Source organism: Camelimonas abortus (assembly GCF_042432745.1).
Taxonomy (GTDB): Bacteria; Pseudomonadota; Alphaproteobacteria; order Rhizobiales; family Beijerinckiaceae; genus Camelimonas; species Camelimonas abortus.
This window is the reverse complement of the sequence record NZ_JBHLWR010000006.1, coordinates 399,160-417,546: the sequence shown is the minus strand read 5'-3', so window position 1 is coordinate 417,546 and position 18,387 is coordinate 399,160. Positions and strand designations below refer to the sequence as shown.

Annotated in this window: 14 protein-coding genes and 2 tRNA genes; 7 read left to right on the top strand and 9 right to left on the bottom strand. The window is 71.8% G+C overall.

The genetic code is table 11. From position 1 onward, the window contains the following. Positions 1–137: 137 nt before the first annotated feature. On the bottom strand, positions 138–3,113 hold the full coding sequence (locus ACFFJB_RS04255) for an ATP-binding protein (protein WP_376829780.1): 2,976 nt from the start codon (positions 3,111–3,113) through the stop codon (positions 138–140). A 476-nt stretch (positions 3,114–3,589) separates the two neighbouring features. Between ACFFJB_RS04255 and ACFFJB_RS04250 the strand changes: the two genes are divergently transcribed. Next, a tRNA-His gene (locus ACFFJB_RS04250) sits at positions 3,590–3,666 on the top strand. Positions 3,667–3,840: 174 nt separating this feature from the next. Here ACFFJB_RS04250 and ACFFJB_RS04245 read toward each other — a convergent pair. Both ACFFJB_RS04245 and ACFFJB_RS04240 read right to left on the bottom strand, forming a co-directional pair. Continuing rightward, positions 3,841–4,959 (bottom strand): helix-turn-helix transcriptional regulator, encoded by a 1,119-nt coding sequence (locus ACFFJB_RS04245; RefSeq protein ID WP_376829778.1) that lies wholly within the window; start codon positions 4,957–4,959, stop codon positions 3,841–3,843. Between the two features lie 746 nt (positions 4,960–5,705). After that, positions 5,706–6,224: a Ros/MucR family transcriptional regulator gene (locus ACFFJB_RS04240; protein WP_376829776.1), complete on the bottom strand. Its 519-nt coding sequence runs from the start codon at positions 6,222–6,224 to the stop codon at positions 5,706–5,708. Positions 6,225–7,165: 941 nt separating this feature from the next. Here ACFFJB_RS04240 and ACFFJB_RS04235 point away from each other — a divergent pair. Next, complete coding sequence (locus ACFFJB_RS04235; RefSeq protein WP_376829775.1) at positions 7,166–7,432, top strand: hypothetical protein; 267 nt, start codon at positions 7,166–7,168, stop codon at positions 7,430–7,432. Positions 7,433–7,550: 118 nt separating this feature from the next. Here the strand turns inward: ACFFJB_RS04235 and ACFFJB_RS04230 are convergent, their stop codons facing one another. The 5 genes from ACFFJB_RS04230 to hemA form a co-directional block, all read right to left on the bottom strand. Next, positions 7,551–8,528, bottom strand: coding sequence for an NAD(P)H-dependent flavin oxidoreductase (locus tag ACFFJB_RS04230; RefSeq protein WP_376829773.1), 978 nt, complete (start codon positions 8,526–8,528; stop codon positions 7,551–7,553). A 518-nt stretch (positions 8,529–9,046) separates the two neighbouring features. Next, a complete protein-coding gene (locus ACFFJB_RS04225) occupies positions 9,047–9,328 on the bottom strand; it encodes a hypothetical protein (RefSeq protein ID WP_376829771.1) in 282 nt (93 codons plus the stop codon). Between the two features lie 290 nt (positions 9,329–9,618). Continuing rightward, positions 9,619–11,166 carry an acetyl-CoA acetyltransferase gene (locus ACFFJB_RS04220; RefSeq protein WP_376829769.1) on the bottom strand — a complete coding sequence of 516 codons (1,548 nt, stop codon included), beginning with the start codon at positions 11,164–11,166 and terminating at the stop codon, positions 9,619–9,621. A 251-nt stretch (positions 11,167–11,417) separates the two neighbouring features. Further along, a tRNA-Thr gene (locus ACFFJB_RS04215) sits at positions 11,418–11,492 on the bottom strand. Positions 11,493–11,721: 229 nt separating this feature from the next. Next, entirely contained in the window at positions 11,722–12,945 is a 1,224-nt protein-coding gene (gene hemA / locus ACFFJB_RS04210) for a 5-aminolevulinate synthase (RefSeq protein WP_376829767.1), read from the bottom strand. Between the two features lie 319 nt (positions 12,946–13,264). Between hemA and ACFFJB_RS04205 the strand changes: the two genes are divergently transcribed. After that, positions 13,265–13,441, top strand: a complete 177-nt coding sequence (locus ACFFJB_RS04205; protein ID WP_376829765.1) for a hypothetical protein — start codon at positions 13,265–13,267, stop codon at positions 13,439–13,441. 358 nt (positions 13,442–13,799) lie between these two features. Continuing rightward, positions 13,800–15,095, top strand: coding sequence for a UDP-N-acetylglucosamine 1-carboxyvinyltransferase (murA, locus tag ACFFJB_RS04200; RefSeq protein ID WP_376829763.1), 1,296 nt, complete (start codon positions 13,800–13,802; stop codon positions 15,093–15,095). Between the two features lie 167 nt (positions 15,096–15,262). On the opposite strand, the gene ACFFJB_RS04195 is transcribed toward murA, so the two are convergent. Further along, positions 15,263–15,394, bottom strand: a complete 132-nt coding sequence (locus tag ACFFJB_RS04195; protein WP_376829761.1) for a hypothetical protein — start codon at positions 15,392–15,394, stop codon at positions 15,263–15,265. A gap of 494 nt (positions 15,395–15,888) precedes the next feature. Here ACFFJB_RS04195 and ACFFJB_RS04190 point away from each other — a divergent pair, with 494 nt between their 5' ends. From ACFFJB_RS04190 to ACFFJB_RS04180, 3 genes are all read left to right on the top strand, one after another. After that, the gene (locus ACFFJB_RS04190) at positions 15,889–16,347 is read left to right on the top strand and encodes a DUF2948 family protein (protein WP_376829759.1); all 459 of its coding nucleotides are present in this window, start codon (positions 15,889–15,891) and stop codon (positions 16,345–16,347) included. A 2-nt stretch (positions 16,348–16,349) separates the two neighbouring features. Next, entirely contained in the window at positions 16,350–17,666 is a 1,317-nt protein-coding gene (gene hisD, locus ACFFJB_RS04185) for a histidinol dehydrogenase (protein WP_376829757.1), read from the top strand. 181 nt (positions 17,667–17,847) lie between these two features. After that, positions 17,848–18,381: a UPF0262 family protein gene (locus tag ACFFJB_RS04180; RefSeq protein ID WP_376829755.1), complete on the top strand. Its 534-nt coding sequence runs from the start codon at positions 17,848–17,850 to the stop codon at positions 18,379–18,381. Positions 18,382–18,387: the final 6 nt, after the last annotated feature.

Sequence of the window (18,387 nt, the reverse complement as noted above, 5' to 3'; positions counted from 1 at the left end):
GCCCCGGCGGCGCCAGGGGCGCCGGAAAACATGCCCCCGGGACAACTGCGGCGCCCGCGGCCGGAAACGGCGCGCGGGCGCCGTCATGTCCGGAGCCGTCACGCCCGGCGCCGGTCCCGCGGCGGTAGCGGCGCGCTTCAGCCGGCGAGCACGCGCGCGGCCGGCAGCGTCACCTCCACCAGCGTGCCCTCGCCGGGCTTGCTGGCGATGCGCAGGCGGCCGCGATTGGCCTCGGTGAGCGCGGCGGTGAGCGGCAGGCCAAGGCCGGTGCCGGGCGCCTTGCGGCCGGGCGCGAGGCGCCGGAACGGCTTGAGCGCCTCCTGCGCCTCCTCCTCCGTCATGCCGATGCCGGTGTCGCGCACGCGGATCACCACCTCTGCGGCCTCGTTGCGCAGCGAGGAGACGATCACCTGGCCGCCGGCGTCGGTGAATTTCAGGGCGTTGCCGATGATGTTGAGGGCGATCTGGCGCATGGAGCGCTCGTCCGCCACCACCGGCGGCAGCGCGGGGTCCAGCGAGCTGCGCAGCACCACCCGCGCCTTGGCCGCCTGCGGCTGCATCAGCGCCACGCAGGAGGAGAGCACGGCGTTGAGATCGATGCTGGCGAAGTTCAGCTCCATCCTGCCAGCCTCGATCCGCGCCAGGTCCAGCAGGTCGTTGACGAGGCTGATGACGTACTGGCCGGACTCGTGAATGTCGCGGATGTATTCGCGGTAGCGGGGGTTGGCGATCGGCCCCAGCCGCTCTTCCAGCATCAGCTCGGCGAAACCGATCATCGCCCCCAGCGGCGTGCGCACCTCATGGCTCATGCGGGCGAGAAAATCGGACTTCTGGGCGTTGGCGGCCTCGGCCCGCTCGCGTGATTCGATGAGGTCGTGCTCGGTCTTCTTCCAGGCGGTGACGTCGCGCAGCACGGCGCAGAAGCGCTCGCCAGAGGCGGAGGGCGTGCGGCCCAGGGTCATGAACAGGTGGCACTCGCCGCCCTGGCGCACGCGGCCGACGATCTCCCGGCCGTCATTGAGCAGGCTGGCCGGGCCGCCGGCGCGCATCAGCGCCAGATAGTCCATGGCGGTCTGGTGGCTGGCGCCGTCCAGCAGGCGGGTGACCGGCTCCCCCACCAGCTCGTTCTGCTCATAGCCGAACAGCGCCTCGGCGGAGCGGTTGACCGAGAGGATGCGCCCCTGGGCGTCCAGCAGCAGCACGCCGTCGGTGGCGGTGTCGAGAATGGCGCGCAGCTCCGCCTCGCGGGCGCTGAGGCTGGCCGCCTCCGACTCCAGATGGCGGGCGCGGGCCTCGGCCTCGGCGGACGGATCGCGGGTGGCGAAGGTGAGCAGCGCCTCGCCGCCATCCCATGGCGCGCTGAGGCAGACGAGTATCACCGGCGTGCGCACGCCGCGCGCCCCGAGCAGCGCCGCCCGGCCATGGAAGCCGCGCGCCGGGACTGCCTCCGGAAACAGGCCGCTCACGCCGGCGCGGGCCAGCTCGGCGAAGCCGGAATAGCGCGACAGGGCGACGAAATCCTGGTTGGCGTGCAGCACCGCGTCGCCGCGACTGACCAGCATGGCCACCGGCGCGGACTGCATCATCTGGCGCACGGCGGCGACCGCAGCCCCGGCCCGCACGGCGGCGAGATCCGGCGCCGGCGCGGGCGCCGCTGACGCGCCCTGGTTGACCACCGGCGCGGCGGCGGCCGGCGCGGGAATCGCCCGCGCCGCCTGAGCCTCGCCCGCCCTGCCGGGCGCGGATGGGGCCGGCCTGGCCGCGCCCGGAGCGCGTTCGCCTTCCGGGCCGTCTGGAAGCGCGGCGTCAGAACGGGCCGCGTCGGGATGACCGGCGTCAGGATGGGGAGCGCCCTGCCCGTCATGGCGCGGCCCGTGCGCCTCGGCGGCGATCTCGGCCGCCAGGTCCCGCAGGCTGCGGGCATGGGTTGCGGCATGGGCCGCGACATGGGCGGACGGGCGCGGCGCGTGCGCCCTGCTGCGGCCGGTCCGGGCCGTGGCGTGGCGGGCGGGCGGAGGCCCCTCCCCCGCCGTCTGCGGATCCCCCCCGGGCTCCGGCTCCACCTTCGCTCCCAGGGCGCGGGCGATGTCGCGCAGCGTCTGCCGGTCGCCGGCGCTCAGCCGCGGCGGCCGGCGCGGCGCCGTGGCCGGCCCACGGGCGGCGTCCGGCGGAGGCAGGGGACGACCGGCCGGGACGTCGTCAGCGGCGGCAGGCGACGCGACGGTTTCACCGGCGGCGGGAGGCGAGACCGCGCCGGGCTCATGCGCCGGCGCGCGGCGCGCATGGTCATGGGCGGAGGCTCCGGCCTGCAGGGGCGCGGGCGCGTCCGGCGGCGCCGGCGCGGCGCGCCGCGACGTCGCCTGGCGCGGGACGTCACCGGCGTTGTCCGGCGTTTCGCCGGCGCGGGCCGTGCGTGCCGTCGGCGTGCGCGCCGCCGGCTCCGCCGCCTCGTCGAGGCGGATGAGGCCATAACCGCGCTGGCCGTCGGGACGTCCCTGCGCGTCACGCACGGGCGCGGCGCCGAACTCCACCGGCGCGCTGACGCCGCTGTCGCCCAGCCGCCATACGGCGACCAGTCCCGACCATGCCCGGGCGGACATGACATGGGCGTCCAGCGCCGCCGCCGCGTCGATATGGTCCCCCATGTCGCCCCACCGCCGGCCAACGGGCAGCGCCTCCGGCGGCAGCACGCGCGCCAGCGCCGCTGACACGGAGCGCACCACGCCGTCCGGACCCGCGCGCCAGACGAATCGCAGCGTCGGCCGCCCCCCCGCCGCCCGGCGCAGCTGCGCCAGCGGCCCCGCCTCTGCCGGGCCGGCGGCGCCGCGCGCCGGCGGAACCCATGCCCGCGGAAGCGGATCGCGCACGGTGAGACGCACCCCGCCGCCGGCCTGCGCGCCGCACCGGGCGTGAAACAGATGGCCGCCGGCGCGCAGCGTCAGGTCGCAGGGCTGGAAGCCGGCCCCGCCGGCCGCCGCCGCCAGCGCCGCGATCCGCGCCCGCGACGGCCGGTCCAGACGCGCCGCCAGCGCACGGCCGGCGGCCGTGGCCGAGACCAGCGCGCCGTCCGCCCCGAACAGGCAGACGACGTCATGCGGCGACGCTTCCGTCATGACGGGATCTCCGGGCGCTCGCTGCGCGGCCATGGCGCCGGCTCACACATGCATCATCCGTTACTACGTCCCTGGCGTGGGCGCCGCGCGGCGGCGGCCGGCGCGCGCCCGTCATCCTGACAATCATAACAGACATTTCCGGAGACCTAGCGCGCGCCGGCAGGCGAGCGGCGCACACGGTTAACGGGGCGTCGCGGCCTGGCTTGTGGACAATGCGTCTGCGGCGGCGCGCCCGGCGAAACGGCGGCGACGGCCGCCGGGCCTGGGCCGCCGCCCAACCGCGCCCGGCCAGGGCGCTGTGACGCCGCCATTTTTCGCCCGCGCCGCGGCGCGGGCCGCCACGACGGGAGGGCCGCCGCGGCCGGCGACTGCGCGTGAGGCGTGATGTCGCAAAAGAACCCGCTGAATAACTGCGCCGGCGCGACGCGAAGGGTCTTGCCATTCCGCGACTGTCGCCATAGGTTCCGCGCAACGATGCAGCTGTAGCTCAGTTGGTTAGAGCGCTAGATTGTGGATCTAGAGGTCCCCCGTTCGAGCCGGGGCAGCTGTACCACTCCCCATTCTTCCGCACCCGGGGAGAGCGGCGGCCGCAGGCCGCTTTTTTCATGCCCGCAATCCCTGTGAACCGCCGGCGCGCCGCGCATCCCCGCCCCGCGCGGCCGCGCACGAAAAACGGCCCGCCGCCGGAAGGCGCCGGGCCGCACGCGGCGTCTGACAGCCGTCCTGCTCAGCCTTCGGCGCGGCGCAGGCCGCCGAGATCCGCCTCATGGCGCGCGTCCGGCTCCGGCGTCAGCCGGAACGGCGACATGGTGAGAATGTAGAGCAGGAAGAACTCCGAGCGCCGGTTGATGCCCAGCTTGAGCATGATGCGCTTCAGATAGGTGCGCACCGTCGCCTCGGTGAGGTTGAGGCGCGCGGCGATGTTCACGGGCGTGACGCCGGTGAGCACCAGACGCACCACCTTCTGCTCCGCCTGGGTGAGGCCGTAGAGCGAGGCCAGACGCCGCGCGCCCTCGTCGCCGTCCACCGCCGGCAGCACGATGACCGCCGTGGACGGCGCCTCCTGCACCGGACAGGGGGCGATGATGGCGAAGCGCGGCAGGCCGACGTCGGTGGCCAGCGGCACGATGGACGTGCGCCGCCCTTCGGAGGCGACGTCGCGCAGGGCGCGGCGCACGGCGTTGCGCAGCTCCTCATGGCCGCAGCCGGAGACGCTGACCAGCCGGCCGCCGACCTCGCGCAGCACGGTTCCGTCCGCGATTTCCCGGCGGGCGGCGTCGTTCATGGAGACGACGCCCATGCGCTCGTCGACGCGGAACACCGGCGACACCACCGAATTGAACAGGTCGAATCCGGCCTGCGGCGCCGGACTGTCCGCACATGCGGGGGACGCGAAAGCCCCCGAGAAGGTGTCCCGCAGCGTATCGCCGGCGCGGGCGAGCATCTCCGCCTCGTCTTCGCCGAGCGCCTCGGCGCGCCAGCCGGCGACCATCACCAGATCAAGACCCTGGGGGCAGCGCACCCGGCCGACCACGCTGTGCACCAGGGGCGGCGGCGCGTCGCCAAGACATTTCTGGACCAGGGTATGGCACGGCGTCAGCGAGCGGAACACGCAGTCGCCCTGCGGAGCGTGACGGGCCAGCAGCGCCGGCTCCGTCCCGTCCCGCGCGTGGCCAGCCGCGGCGTGGCCAACCCGCAGGGAGTCCAGCACCTTGCCGCCGGAGTCGACCACCATCAGCAACCCTGACTGGCACGACGCCAGCTTCACCAACATCTCGCCGCACAGCTTCAGCCTGTCGTCGGCGCACCCATCTGTAACGGAATCACTGGTTACAAGGAAAACCACCACGCACCACCAGTGCCCCCAATCGCCCCGGCAAACACTCTCATAGTAGTATGTATGAAAAAAATATAACAACTCTATGACAAAATAAAATCTTTCTCATAGATTGTTATAATGTATAACAATAAATATTCAGAAAGAACCCAAACCGTCAAGACACACAGAATGATTTTCCACGTCAATCCTTGTAATTATATCAGACCTCCTTACACGATCGTGACGAAGGATACGAGCTTTTCGCCCCTGCCGCACCACAGACCTTATTCCAGGTCCGGCAGCCCCCCGGACATGCGGCCACGCGCGCGGGGGGGGCCGGGAATACCGCCGCAGATGGCCAGAACATGGCGCGACGCGGAACCGCGACCACAGGCCGCGACCGGCGGGTCATGCGGCCGCCAGGAGGCGTTACGCTGGCGGGAAAGGGTAAAGACGGCGACGGCCGGCGACGGCGGCGCAGCGGCGCGTCGCCGCCAGGCGCGCCCCGGCGGGAACGCACTGAAAGCCGGAAGACAGGGAGAGACTGCGAACTGCACCGCAGGCGCGGGCCGCGCCGGCAGGACGGACGCCCCCAAAACAGACGGCGGAGCCCGCTCCATGGGGGGAGCGGCGACTCCGCCGGCAAGACGCCCGCGCCGGCGGCGCGGACTTGTCCCGGGACAGGGCGTCCAGGCCCGTCAGGGGCCGTGGACAGCGGCCGGCGGACAGACGCACGGCCATGACGGCGCCACTCCGGCCCGCCGTTCCGTCGCTTATGCTTCGTCGCCCTTCGCCGGCCCGCGCTTGCGGGTGCTGGTCGCGGCGGTCTTGGCGGCGGAACGGCTGGAAGACGGGGCAGCCGCGCCAGCGTCGCCGCCAGCCCGGCGGCGGCGCTGCTGGCCGATCCCCATGGACTTGGCCAGGGCAGAGCGCGACGCAGCGTAATTGGGCGCGACCATCGGGTAATCCGACGGCAGCCCCCACTTCGCCCGGTACTGCTCCGGCGTCATGTTGTACGACGTGCGCAGGTGCCGCTTGAGCGACTTGAACTTCTTTCCGTCCTCCAGACAGATGATGTAGTCCGGAGTCACGGAACGCTTGATCGGCACGGCCGGCTGCTGCGGCTCGGCCTCCGGCTCGTTCGCGCCAGTGGCGAGCTTCGTGAGCGAAGCATGCACCGAAGCGATCAGATCGCCCAGCTGAACGCCGTCCAGCTGGTTGTTGGCGACGTAGGCCGCAACGATGTCTGCGGTCAACTCGATGAGATTGGGCGTCTGGGTGGAATCAACCATTGAATCATCCCTCGTATCAAGCAGAACGTTAACCAGCCCGCAGCAGATTGCAATAGTTAATTCCGAAACACGAAATATTTGTCACAGCAATCGACCGAACGCTGAATACAAACAACAGGTCCGCACGCCTGCCCCGGGACGGAATCTCGCCCCGACCCGGCGCCGCCTGCCTGTTTTTACCAAGGGGAAACGTCATGGCCGCCGCGCCCGGCGGTCATGTCCCCCGGTCATTCAGGGAAACGCCATTGCTCCGCTGCGTGACCTGCAGGTTTCGCCACGGGCCGTCTGCGCCCGCCGGATGTTCGTCCGTATATGGCGCCATAACGCAAGAATACAATAACTTCGTTTCACTTTTTCAGTTAAGTCTGGACCATTGAGGCCCCGTATATCAACTGATCAGGCAGGAGTTTCGCTTTGCGTGATCCGTAATCGCGGGAGCAGCGAAGTCGCCATATCCACCCCGGCGCAAGCCGCCGGTTTCCCCGCCGCCGCCCGCCGGCCAAGAGCTTTCATTATAAATTTCATAGGCTTATACAGACTTCGCCCCACTTTCCTGAATACAGATGTAAATGTAACCAGTTTTCGCCGCCCCGCCGCCAGTATGCGTCGCCCCGCCGCCTGGTCCGCCTGCAGACGCCCGTCCGATCAAAACTGCGTTAATGCGCCGCATGCCGCCCCCGCGGGCCGTGACGCCCGCCCGCGCCGGAGAACCGCGCCGCCCGGACGCCGCAACGGCGACTCACCCGCGCGAAACCAGGCGCGCCTGCCGGCTGCCGCGACGTAAGATTGAAGTCGCCGCGGTTGACGCGCCCTGCCTGCAATGAAAATTCTGTCGCGGCGCCGGCGAATGCCGGATAGGCTGGCGCCTGCGTCGCGCGCCCGTCCGGAGCCCGCGACCGCTTGGACCAGAACCGCCGCGCCTGCGTGAAACGGGAGCCGTCATGCCCGCTGCGACCGTCAACCGACTGCTGGAACGCCTCGCCGCCGCCCCGGCCGATGACCCGGCCGGCGACGGGCGCCTGCAGCTGGAGCTCGAGGCCTTCCGCCGCGAGCGGGAGGCCGCCGGCGGCCCCATCAGCGAGCAGCAGTGGCGCGGCATCCTGCTCTCCGCCATCGACCTGCTCGATCCCGAAGCGCCCGGCCAGGCGGCCATTCGCGAGGCGCTGCAGCGGCTGATCCTGCGCCTGCGCAACGACGCCACCGCCTGAGCGGCGGCGGCCCCTTCCCTGTCCGGTTCCTGCGCCGGCCGCGCGTCACGTCAAGAGAAAAAGAGAAAACGGCCGGGAAACCCCGGCCGTTCCGTCTGCGTCGCCCGCGCGGCGCGGCTCAGCTGTCGGCGAAGGCCGTGAGGCGGCCCTTGATGATGTCCCTTGCCTGGGAGATGATCCGGTCGATCAGCTCCTGCACGGTCGGGATGTCGTGGATCAGGCCCGCGACCATGCCGCAGCTCCACGCGCCGGCGTCCATGTCGCCGTCCTTCATGATGCGCGGGTAGACGCCGGCCACTTCCGCAGCGATGTCCTCAAAGCGGATGTTCGCGCCCAGCGCCTTTTCCTTCTCGAGCAGGCGGTCCACGGCGGCGTTGCGCAGCACGCGCTCGGTGTTGCGCAGCGGGCGCATGATGAGGCGGGTGTCGGTTTCGGAGGCGGCGAGGATCGCCTTCTTCACGTTCTCATGCACCGGCGCTTCCCTGGTGGCGATGAAGCGGGTGCCCATGTTCACGCCGTCGGCGCCAAGGGCCATGGCGGCCACCAGGCTGCGGCCGTCGGCCATGCCGCCGGAGGCGATGAACGGCACCTTCAGCTCCTCCTGGGCGCGGGCCAGCAGGATGAAATTCGGGATGTCGTCCTCCCCCGGGTGACCGCCGCACTCGAAGCCGTCCACCGAGAGCGCGTCCACGCCGAGGCTCTGCGCCTTCAGCGAATGGCGGATGGTGGTGCACTTGTGGATCACCTTGACGCCGCCGGCCTTGAGCATCTCCACCCACTTGCCGGGGTTGTTGCCGGCGGTCTCCACGATGCGGATGCCGCTGTCGATGATGGTCTTTACGTAACCGGGATAGTCGGGCTGGTTGACGACCGGCAGGAAGGTCAGGTTCACGCCCAGCGGCTTGTCGGTGAGCTTCTGCGCCTTCTCGATTTCGCGGGCCAGATGGTCCGGCGTCGGCTGGGTCAGCGCGGTGATGATGCCGAGACCGCCGGCGTTGGAGACGGCCGCGGCCAGCTCGGCGAGGCCCACATAGTGCATGCCGCCCTGGACGATCGGATATTTGATGCCGAACAGCTCGGTAATGCGCGTCTTCATTGGTGTTTACTTCCTTCCCACAATCAGCCGCCGCGACAGGACCCGCCCGCGCCCGGCCCTTGTTCAGATGTTATTGTGACGCCGCCGCCGTGCGCCGGCCGCGCGCCCGCGCGGCGCCGCTCGCCACGGCGCCGTCCGCGGACGCAGGCCCAGCCCGTGGGTCCAGGCGTCTCCTGGCTGCTGATAGAGCGCCCGGCAGGCGTTCGCAACCGATTCCGGCCGCGCCGGCGCGTCTTCCTTTCGGGCTGTCGATGGCCGCCTGGCCGCCATGCTCGCGGATGCGCGCGCCCAGGCGGCGTCCACGCCGGCGTCGATGATGTCGATGGTCCTGTTGGCCACATGGATGTTGCGCGCCGCCCGGGCGCCCGGGCGGCGGCCCTGGGTCCGGCGCGCAGGCCGGACCTGGCGCCGGCGAGCGCCGCGCGGCCCCTGCCGCCGCGCAGCAAGGCGGCGCCGGGGAGAAAGATCGCGCCATGGCGCAGCATCACGCGCGCCGCCTGACCGGTCCGCCGCGATACTCAGTTATTGTGATAATGGCGCCCGTGGCCCGGCGGCGCGCCATGGGCGCCTGGCGGCGGGTCGCGGCGCAACATGTGGCGGCGTCCGCCGCGCCGCTGCATGCGCCAGTCGCGGTGACGCGGCGGCCGGCGGTAGTAGCAGCCGTACAGGCCGCAGACGAAGCCGGCCGGCTGCAGCAGCGGCGCGGGCGGCGCCGCCGTCGCCGGAGCGGCCGGAGCGGCCGGCGCCGCGCCGGCGCCGAAAGCGGCCAGCATGAAGAAAGCACAGAGCAACGGCCTCATGATCGAGCCTCCCTGCCGGGAATGGGGCCGCGCAGGGACGCGCCGGCCGCAGCCGGCGTGAGGCGCGTTCCGCGCCTGACCGCAGCCGGCCGCGCGTCCGCAGGGGGCGGGGTCCGGAGCGGCCGGCGCGGAGCGCGCCGGCGTCGCCCGCGACGGCGACGGGCGCGCCGCGCTCCGGCAGGCGCGGGCGCCGTTCATGTAACGGCGCCGGCGCAGCCGCCGTTCCATCACGGTTGCGCCGCCTGGCCGCGGCGGAGCGGCGCCCGCTGGCCGTCCCGCCGCGGACGGGGTCAGGCCGGGGTGAAGATGTTGCGGCCGTCCTCATGGCGCACGTGGCCGGGCCGTCCCAGCCCCTCGCGCGCCTGCAGGTCCTTCAGCAGCGCCACGTCGCGCGGGGTGTTGGCGAGGAAGCGCTCGCCGGTGGCGTCGAGCCGGCCGATGACGATGCCGAAGTCCGGCTCGGTCTTGCCGTACATGATGGCGTAGGTCTCGATGGTCGCCGGACCGCTGGCGACCTCGGTGAGCGGCGCCTTCGGCAGGGCGTCCAGCTCGCGCTGGAGCACGGCCGGGTCCTGGCGCCGCCACGGCCCGGGGGTGGGGGTGGTGGAATAGACGCCGAAGGAGTGCTTGGTGACGTAATTGCCGTTGGCGGTGACGAGGCCGAAGCTGCCGGGTTTCGACCGCACCCGCCGCATCATCTCCGAGATGGAGTGCACCACATAGCTGTTGCCCGGACCGCCGAAAAACGGCAGGCCGCCGGTGACGGTGAGGCCGCGCGGATCATCCTCGGCGAGGCCCGTCTCCTGGCAGGCGATCTCCACCGCCGACGGGAAGCAGCTGTAGAGGTCGATGAAGTCCATGTCGGCGATGGTCCTGCCCGCCATGTCGAGGGCGAGGCGCGCCCCCTTGCGGATGGCGGCAGAGCCGGCGAGCACGGCGCGTTCGGACAGGAACCAGTGGTCGTGGCCGTCGGCGCAGCCGTGCAGGAACACCCATTTGCTCTCCGGCACGCCGAGTTCGCGCGCCACGCCCACCGAGGTCATCACCAGGGCGGCGGCCTGGTCGATATAGGCGTTGGCGTTCATCAGCCGCGGATAGGGAAAGCCGATCCAGCGGTTCTCCGGGGTGATGGCCGACAGCTGCTCGGCCGTGTAGCCCTCGCGGCGGGTGGCCAGCGGATTGTCCCTCGCCACGGCGGCGAAACGGGCGAACAGGCGGCCCATTTCCTTCAGGTGCGTGTCGACGTCGCGCCCGCGCGCGCCGCGGATGGCGTTTTCGATGAGCGGATACATGGCGATGGCGGCGCGCATGAGGTGCCGCTCCTCATAGTCGCTCCAGCCGCGCCGCGGATCGCCGATTTCCTCCGGCTCTCCGCCGGGATCCTCGGACCAGTCGGCCCTGACGTCGCTGCGGGTGGCGCCGTGCTGGGTGCGAAGCGCCTCGCCGCCAGCGATGAGCGCGCCGCGCAGCTCGCCGGCCGCGATCTGCTCGGCGAACATGTTGACCAGGTACTGCGGCATGTTGCCGCCGTTCCAGGTGTAGATGCAGCGGGCGGGATTGAGGCCCAGACGCCGGGCCACGCTCTTCGGCGGATTGGTCGAACGGCCGAAACTGGTGCTGAAGCGCGGCGCGGCGTCGGCGAACATGCGCAGCATGGCCACCGCGTCGATCACGCCGCCGATTCCCGGCGCGCCGGCGTCGTCCAGCGCCTTGCGGCCGGCCTGGGCGATCAGGTCGAGCGGCGAGCGCGCGGCGGTCGCCGGCGTGGTCAGGTCGGTGACGTCGCCGCAGCCCACGAGCACCGGCGTGTTCGCCTCAATCATCCTGTCTGGAGTCATCTGTCGTTCCCTGCCCTGCTTCAGCGCGCCGCCGCCCGCTCCGGGCGCGCGGCGCCGGGCGCGGACGCGCCGGCCGCACGGGCGCGGCGGGCTCCGTCGCCGTCATCCCACTGCATAAGGCCAAACGGGCGGCTCCGGCAGGCGCCGGCCCGCGGTTCACGCCGCCGGCGCATGCGGCCCGCTCATGACGCAGGTGAACGCGCCGCCGGATGGCGCTGGCCAGGGTTCAGGAAAAAAAATTCAGGACGGGATGGTGCCGCAGGGGAGGATCGAACTCCCGACCTCACCCTTACCAAGGGTGTGCTCTACCACTGAGCTACTGCGGCCTGAGCCGGAAAGCGCCCCGAATGTCCGAGGATATCTTCGCTGGTCGAAGGCATCTTCGTGTGGGCGCGGCCCGTCGATGGGCGCTCCAATGCCACAGGCCCCGGCGGGGCGCAAGCGGCTCGTGACGTTTGCCTGTGGAATGCGACCTTGTCGCGCCCCCCGGGCGCTGGTTATGCACTGGCGCGCGTCCGGCCGCCGCGGGGCCGGACGCGCGCCCTTTCGCGGGCTTCAGGCGGCGCGACGCTCGCCGAAGGCAAGGCCAAGCTCGGCCCATGTGGCGACCAGCGCCTCGGCCAGCTGCCCGATCAGCTCGTCGGTGTGATAGGGCGTGGGCGTGATGCGCAGCCGCTCCGTGCCGCGCGGCACGGTGGGATAGTTGATCGGCTGCACGTAAATGCCGTGCTTTTCGATCAGCAGGTCGCTGGCGGCCTTGGCGAGACGGGCGTCGCCCACCATCAGCGGCACGATGTGGGTGCTGTTGGGCATCACCGGCAGGCCGAGCGCCTCAAGGCGCGCCTTGGTCCTGGCCACCTGGGCCTGGTGCCGGGCCCGCTCGGCGCCGCTCACCTTGAGATGTTCGATGGCGGCGCGGGCGGCGGCGGCCACCGGCGGCGGCAGCGCCGTGGTGAAGATGAAGCCCGGCGCGTGCGAGCGGATGGCGTCGATCACCGTCTCCCTGCCGGTGAGATAGCCGCCGAGGCAGCCGAAGCCCTTGGCCAGCGTGGCCTCGATGACGTCGATGCGGTGCATGGCGCCCACTTCCTCGGCGTAGCCGGCGCCGCGCGGCCCGTAGAGCCCCACCGCATGCACCTCGTCGATATAGGTCATGGCGTTGTAGCGCTCGGCGAGGTCGCAGATGGCGTGGATCGGCGCCACGTCGCCGTCCATGGAGTAGACGCTCTCGAATATGATGACCTTGGCGCGGTCAGGACCGGCGGCCTTCAGGATCTCCTCGAGATGGGCGAGATCGTTGTGACGGAAGATGCGCTTCTCCGCGCCGGAGCGGCGCACGCCCTCGATCATCGAATTGTGGTTGAGGGCGTCGGAAATCAGCAGCGGCTCGGGCAGCAGTTTCGCCAGGGTCGAGATGCCGGTTTCATTGGAGACATAGCCGGAGGTGAACACCAGCGCCGCCTCCTTGCCGTGCAGGTCGGCGAGCGAGGCCTCCAGGTCGACGATCGGCTTGGAGGTGCCGGCGATGTTGCGGGTGCCGCCGGCTCCCACGCCGATGTCGCGGGCGCAGGCGGCCATGGCCTCGATCACCTTCGGGTGGCGGCCCATGCCGAGATAGTCGTTGGTGCACCAGACGGTGACCTCCCGGGCTCCGTCAGGACCGTGCCACGTGGCGCGCGGAAACCGCTTCACATCATGTTCAATGGTCACAAACACCCGGTAGCGACGCTCGTTCCTGAGCGCTGTCAGGGCGTCCTCGAAATATGTGTCGTAATTCATCACGGGGTTCCGTTCCGCGCTGCCTGGGCCTTCCCGCGCCGTCAGGACGCGACGCCGCGCCGGCAGGTCGCGCCGCATGCGATGCAGGCGGCCGCGCGGCCGCCGCAGACACAGGATGTCGCCGCCCAATATGCGACCACTTCTGGAAACATTCCAGAGATAACGGCCGGTCAGGTGACGTACAATCGTCGCACGCGTCCTGAAACCCGCGCGGCGGGCGCTTGCGCGCGCGCCGCGCGGGCGGCATGCATGCGCGCGTCTGCGCCGGCCGTCGCGAAGCGCCCGGCGCAGACGCGCGCAACACAGGCGGAGACGTAAGGTGAGCAGCGGCGACGCATCCGACAGGAAACAGCGCCTTGCCGAGGCGCTTCGCGCCAACCTGCGCAAGCGCAAGGCCCAGGCCCGCGAACGCATGACCGCGGCGCCCGCGCCGGAGGCAGGCGCGGCGGCGCAGCCGCCGGAGCAGCGCCGCGAGGCGCCGGAGCGGCGCGACTGACGGGCGCGCCCCGAAGGGTGGCCGGAAGGGCGGCGGCGTGTGGCATTCCTGCGCTTGTTTGCCTCACCGCCCTCTGCCAAAGTCCGGCGTCATTCGGGAATCAGCCGGAAAAACTGGCGCGCCTGTCCCGGCGGCATGCGTGACCAGGGCGTATTCCTCTGGGGAAGCCGGCGGACGGGCCCGCCCGTCCCTGCGGCCGGTCGCGGCGGCAGCCCAGGCGCAGCCTGCGGCGCCGGCCGCCAGAGGCCGCGGCGTGATCCGGAGATCGTCGCCCCGGCGCGGCGCGGCCGGCGGGGCGGCGCAAGACCACATACGGCACAGGACACCACAAGGGCGGCCTGCCGCCTGGAGCAACTGAATGGACCGAATCCGGATCACGGGCGGCGCGCCGCTCAATGGCGTCATCCCCATTTCGGGCGCCAAGAACGCCGCCCTGCCGCTGATGATCGCCAGCCTCCTGACCCGTGAGCCCCTAGAGCTGCACAACGTGCCGCGCCTCGCCGACGTGCAGCTGCTGCTGCGCATTCTCGGCAACCATGGCGTGGACGCGGCCATCGCCGGCAAGCGTCCCGGCCAGACCCAGGAGACCGGCCAGACCATCCGCCTCACCGCCGCCTCGATCATCGACACCACCGCGCCCTATGAGCTGGTGTCGCGCATGCGCGCCAGCTTCTGGGTGCTGGCGCCGCTGGTGGCGCGCATGGGCCACGCCCGGGTATCGCTGCCGGGCGGCTGCGCCATCGGCACGCGCCCGGTGGACCTGCTGATCATGGCCATGGAGAAGCTGGGCGCGAAGGTGACCATCGAGGGCGGCTATGTGGTGGCCGAGGCCCCCGCCGGCGGCCTGCGCGGCGCCCACATCACCTTCCCGAAAGTCACCGTGGGCGGCACCCACACCGCGCTGATGGGCGCGGTGCTGGCCCAGGGCGAAACCGTCATTGACAACGCCGCCCGCGAGCCGGAGGTGGCGGATCTCGCCGCCTGCCTCGCCGCCATGGGCGCGAAGATCGAGGGCGCCGGCGAGTCGCGCATCGTGGTGCAGGGCGTGGGCAGCCTTGGCGGCGCCAGCCACTCCGTGGTGCCGGACCGGATCGAGACCGGCACCTACGCCATGGCCGTGGCCATGACCGGGGGCGACGTGCTGCTGGAAGGCGCCCGGCCGGAGCTGCTGCAGGCGGCGCTGGACGTGCTGGCGCAGACCGGCGCCGAAATCACCGCCACCAACGCCGGCGTGCGCGTGCGCCGCAACGGCGGCGGCATCAATCCGGTGGACGTGACCACCGAACCGTTCCCCGGCTTCCCGACCGACCTGCAGGCGCAGCTGATGGCGCTGCTCACCCGGGCGCGCGGCACCAGCCGCATCCGCGAGACCATATTCGAGAACCGCTTCATGCACGTGCAGGAGCTGGCGCGGCTCGGCGCCCGCATCCGCCTCGACGGCGACGTCGCGTGGATCGACGGCGTGGAGCGTCTCACCGGCGCCCCGGTGATGGCCACCGACCTGCGCGCCTCGGTGTCGCTGGTGATCGCGGCGCTGGCCGCCGACGGCGAAACCACCGTCAACCGCGTCTATCATCTGGACCGCGGCTTCGAGGCGCTGGAGGCCAAGCTCGGCCGCTGCGGCGCCCAGGTGCAGCGCATTTCCGGCGACTGACCGGCGCGCAAGGCGCCGCGCCGCGGCGGCGGCCGCCTGCTGGCCGCAAACCGTGGCGGCGGGAATTGCGGACATGAAATGCGGACATGAAAAAGGCGGGGTCCTCCCCGCCTTTTTCCGTTTCGTTCCGTTTTCAGGGCGTCGCCCGGTCGCCGGCTCCCCCGGCGTCAGTAGGCGACGGCGCCGCGCTTCCAGCCGAAGCCGGGGATGTCGCAGCGGCACGGCGCGCCGGCCGGCAGCGGAATCGACGGGCAGGCGCCGCGCGAGGTCACGCACACCGGGCCGCGCGGCGGCCGCATGTAGGCCGGCGGCGGAGGCGGAGGCGGCGGCGGCGGACGGAAGCCCGGAGGCGGCGGAGGCGGCGGAGGCCGGTACGGCGGCGGCGGAGGCGGACGGAAGCCCGGAGGCGGCGGAGGCGGCGGCGCGCGGTAACCAGGGGGGGGCGGAGGACGCCCCGGATCATAAGGCTGCGCGCTGGCGGAAAGCGGCGTCAGAGCCGCCATCGCCGCGGCCGCCAGCAGCAGCGCCGCAATTTTACGGACTGGCATACGTTTCTCCCGCCTTGCCCGGATAACCGCGTCCGGTGGCGGGCAAGGCCTGAGCATGACCGGAGCGGCGCGCCCAATTTGACAAATCCGGCGGTACGACACAATTGGCGGCGATCCCGGACGGCGCCGGCCCCGGCGGCGACCACGCGCCCCGCCGCACACGGATTGATCGCGCCGGCGGGCCTGACGCACAATCGCGCCGCCGGCGCGCCCGCGCCGCGCAAGGCCCGCCAACGGACACGCCCATGTTCCGCCGAAAGAACAAAACCGAATCCGGGGCGCCGCTCAGCCTGATCGCCCTCGACGCCGAGGATCTGGCGGTGATCTCCGCCCATCTGCAGGACGCGGTGCTGAAGCCGGCCGACATCGCCTGGCGGCCGGCGCGCGGCCAGCTGACGCTGTGCGTGCGACGCTTTGACTGGGCCTCGCCGCGGCTGCGACCGCAGCGACGCCTGAGCGCGGTGCATTTCACCCGCGTCACGCGCGTCGTCCACAAGGGCGTGGACCTGCAGGCGCCGGCGCTGAATCTTCTGGCAATTTCTTTCGAACCAGGCGAAGCCCCCTCCGGAGCCCTGCGGCTCGACTTCTCCGGCGGCGGCGTCATCCGCGCCGAAGCGGAATGCATCGAGGCGCAGCTGAAGGATCTCGGCCCGGCCTGGCGCGCCGCCCGCCGCCCGGTCCACAACCCCGACGGAGAGCTTTGACCATGGCTGCAGGCAACGCCGACCGCCCCGCCTTCCGGCTGGACGCCCGCGACCCCGGTTTCCGGGACGCCTTCGTCCGCCTGCTGGCGCAAAAGCGCGAGGTCTCCGTCGACGTGGACGAGGCGGTGCGCGACATCCTGGCGGACGTGGCCGCGCGCGGCGACGCGGCGGTGGCCGAGCTGACCGCCCGCTTCGACCGCGTGGACGTCTCCGGCGGGCGCATGCGCGTGAGCCGCGAGGAGATCGAGGCGGCGAAGGCCGCCTGCCGGCCGGAGGAGCTGGAGGCGCTCGCCCTCGCCTGGAAGCGCATCCAGGCCTATCACGCCCGCCAGAAGCCGCAGGACGAAACCTTCACCGACGCCGCCGGCGTCACCATGGGCTGGCGCTGGACCCCCATCGACGCCGTGGGCCTCTATGTGCCCGGCGGCACCGCCAGCTATCCCTCCTCGGTGCTGATGAACGCCGCCCCCGCGCGTGTCGCCGGCGTGCCGCGCATCGTCATGGCCGCGCCCACGCCGGACGGCGCCGTCAACCCGCTGGTGCTGGCGGCGGCGGATCTTGCCGGCGTGCATGAAATTTACCGCATCGGCGGCGCCCAGGCCATCGGGGCCCTCGCCTACGGCACCGCCACCATCCGGCCGGTATACAAGATCGTCGGCCCCGGCAACGCCTGGGTGGCGGCGGCCAAGCGCCGGGTGTTCGGCACGGTGGGCATCGACATGATCGCCGGTCCCTCCGAGGTTCTGGTGATCGCCGACGGGCACGCCAATCCGGCGTGGATCGCCGCCGACCTGCTGGCCCAGGCGGAGCACGACGCCGCCGCCCAGTGCATCCTGATCACCGACAGCCCCGCCCTCGCCGACGCGGTGGAGGCTGCGGTGGCCGGCCAGCTGAAGACGCTGCCGCGCGCCGACATCGCCCGCGCCAGCTGGCGCGACAACGGCGCCGTCATCCTCGTGCCGGACCTCGCGCAGGCGGCGGAGCTGGCCAACGCCATCGCGCCCGAACACCTGGAGATCGAGACCGCCAGCGCGGCGGAGCTGGCGGCGCAGGTGCGCAACGCCGGCGCCATCTTCCTCGGCGCCCATACCCCGGAGGCGGTGGGCGACTATGTGGGCGGCCCCAATCACGTGCTGCCGACGGCGCGCTCGGCCCGCTTCTCCTCCGGCCTCGGCGTGCTGGACTTCATGAAGCGCACCTCGATCCTCAGCTGCTCCACTGACGCGCTGCGGGCGCTGGGCCCGGCGGCCGTCGCCCTCGCCCGCTCCGAGGGGCTGGAGGCCCACGCCCGCTCGGTGGCCATCCGCATGAACCTGTGACGGACGCCCCTGGCGGCGCGTCCTGCGGGCGGACCGTCCACGAACGGCGCTTGCCGTTCGCGGACGAACCCGTACCATGGCGTGCGATGGCTCCCGGGCGAAGCGCCGCGGCGCCATGGAACGGGCGATGGGCTGGCGATGGGGCCGGAGCCACACCGACGGGGGAAGGCGGCGACGCGCGATGAACGATGAGGCGCCGGCGAAGCCCAGCCAGCAGGGCGACAGGAGCCAGCGGGACCGCCTGCGCGCGGTGACGCTGGACCCGAACTCCATCGGCCATGGCTCGCCAGAGCAGGAGCACGAGCGCCACGCCGCCATCTGGGACATTCTCGAGCGCAACAGCTTCCAGGTGAACGGCCAGGATCTCGGGCCGTATGCGCTGGAGCTGGCCATGGTGGAGAAGCGCCTCGCGCTCGTCGTGCGCCAGGCGCCGGAGGACCAGCCGGGGCCCGGCGAGGTGGTGGCCGCGCATTACCTGTCGCTGACGCCGTTCCGCCGGGTGATCCGCGACTACGAGCTGGTCTGCAACAGCTATTTCGAAGCGGTGCGCAGCGCCTCGCCGCAGCAGATCGAGGCCATCGACATGGGCCGGCGCGGCCTGCACGACGAGGCCGCCGGCCTGTTGCAGGAGCGGCTGGCCGGCAAGCTGACCGTGGATTTCGACACGGCCCGGCGCCTGTTCACGCTGATCTTCGCGCTGCACTGGAAGGGTTGAGCTTGG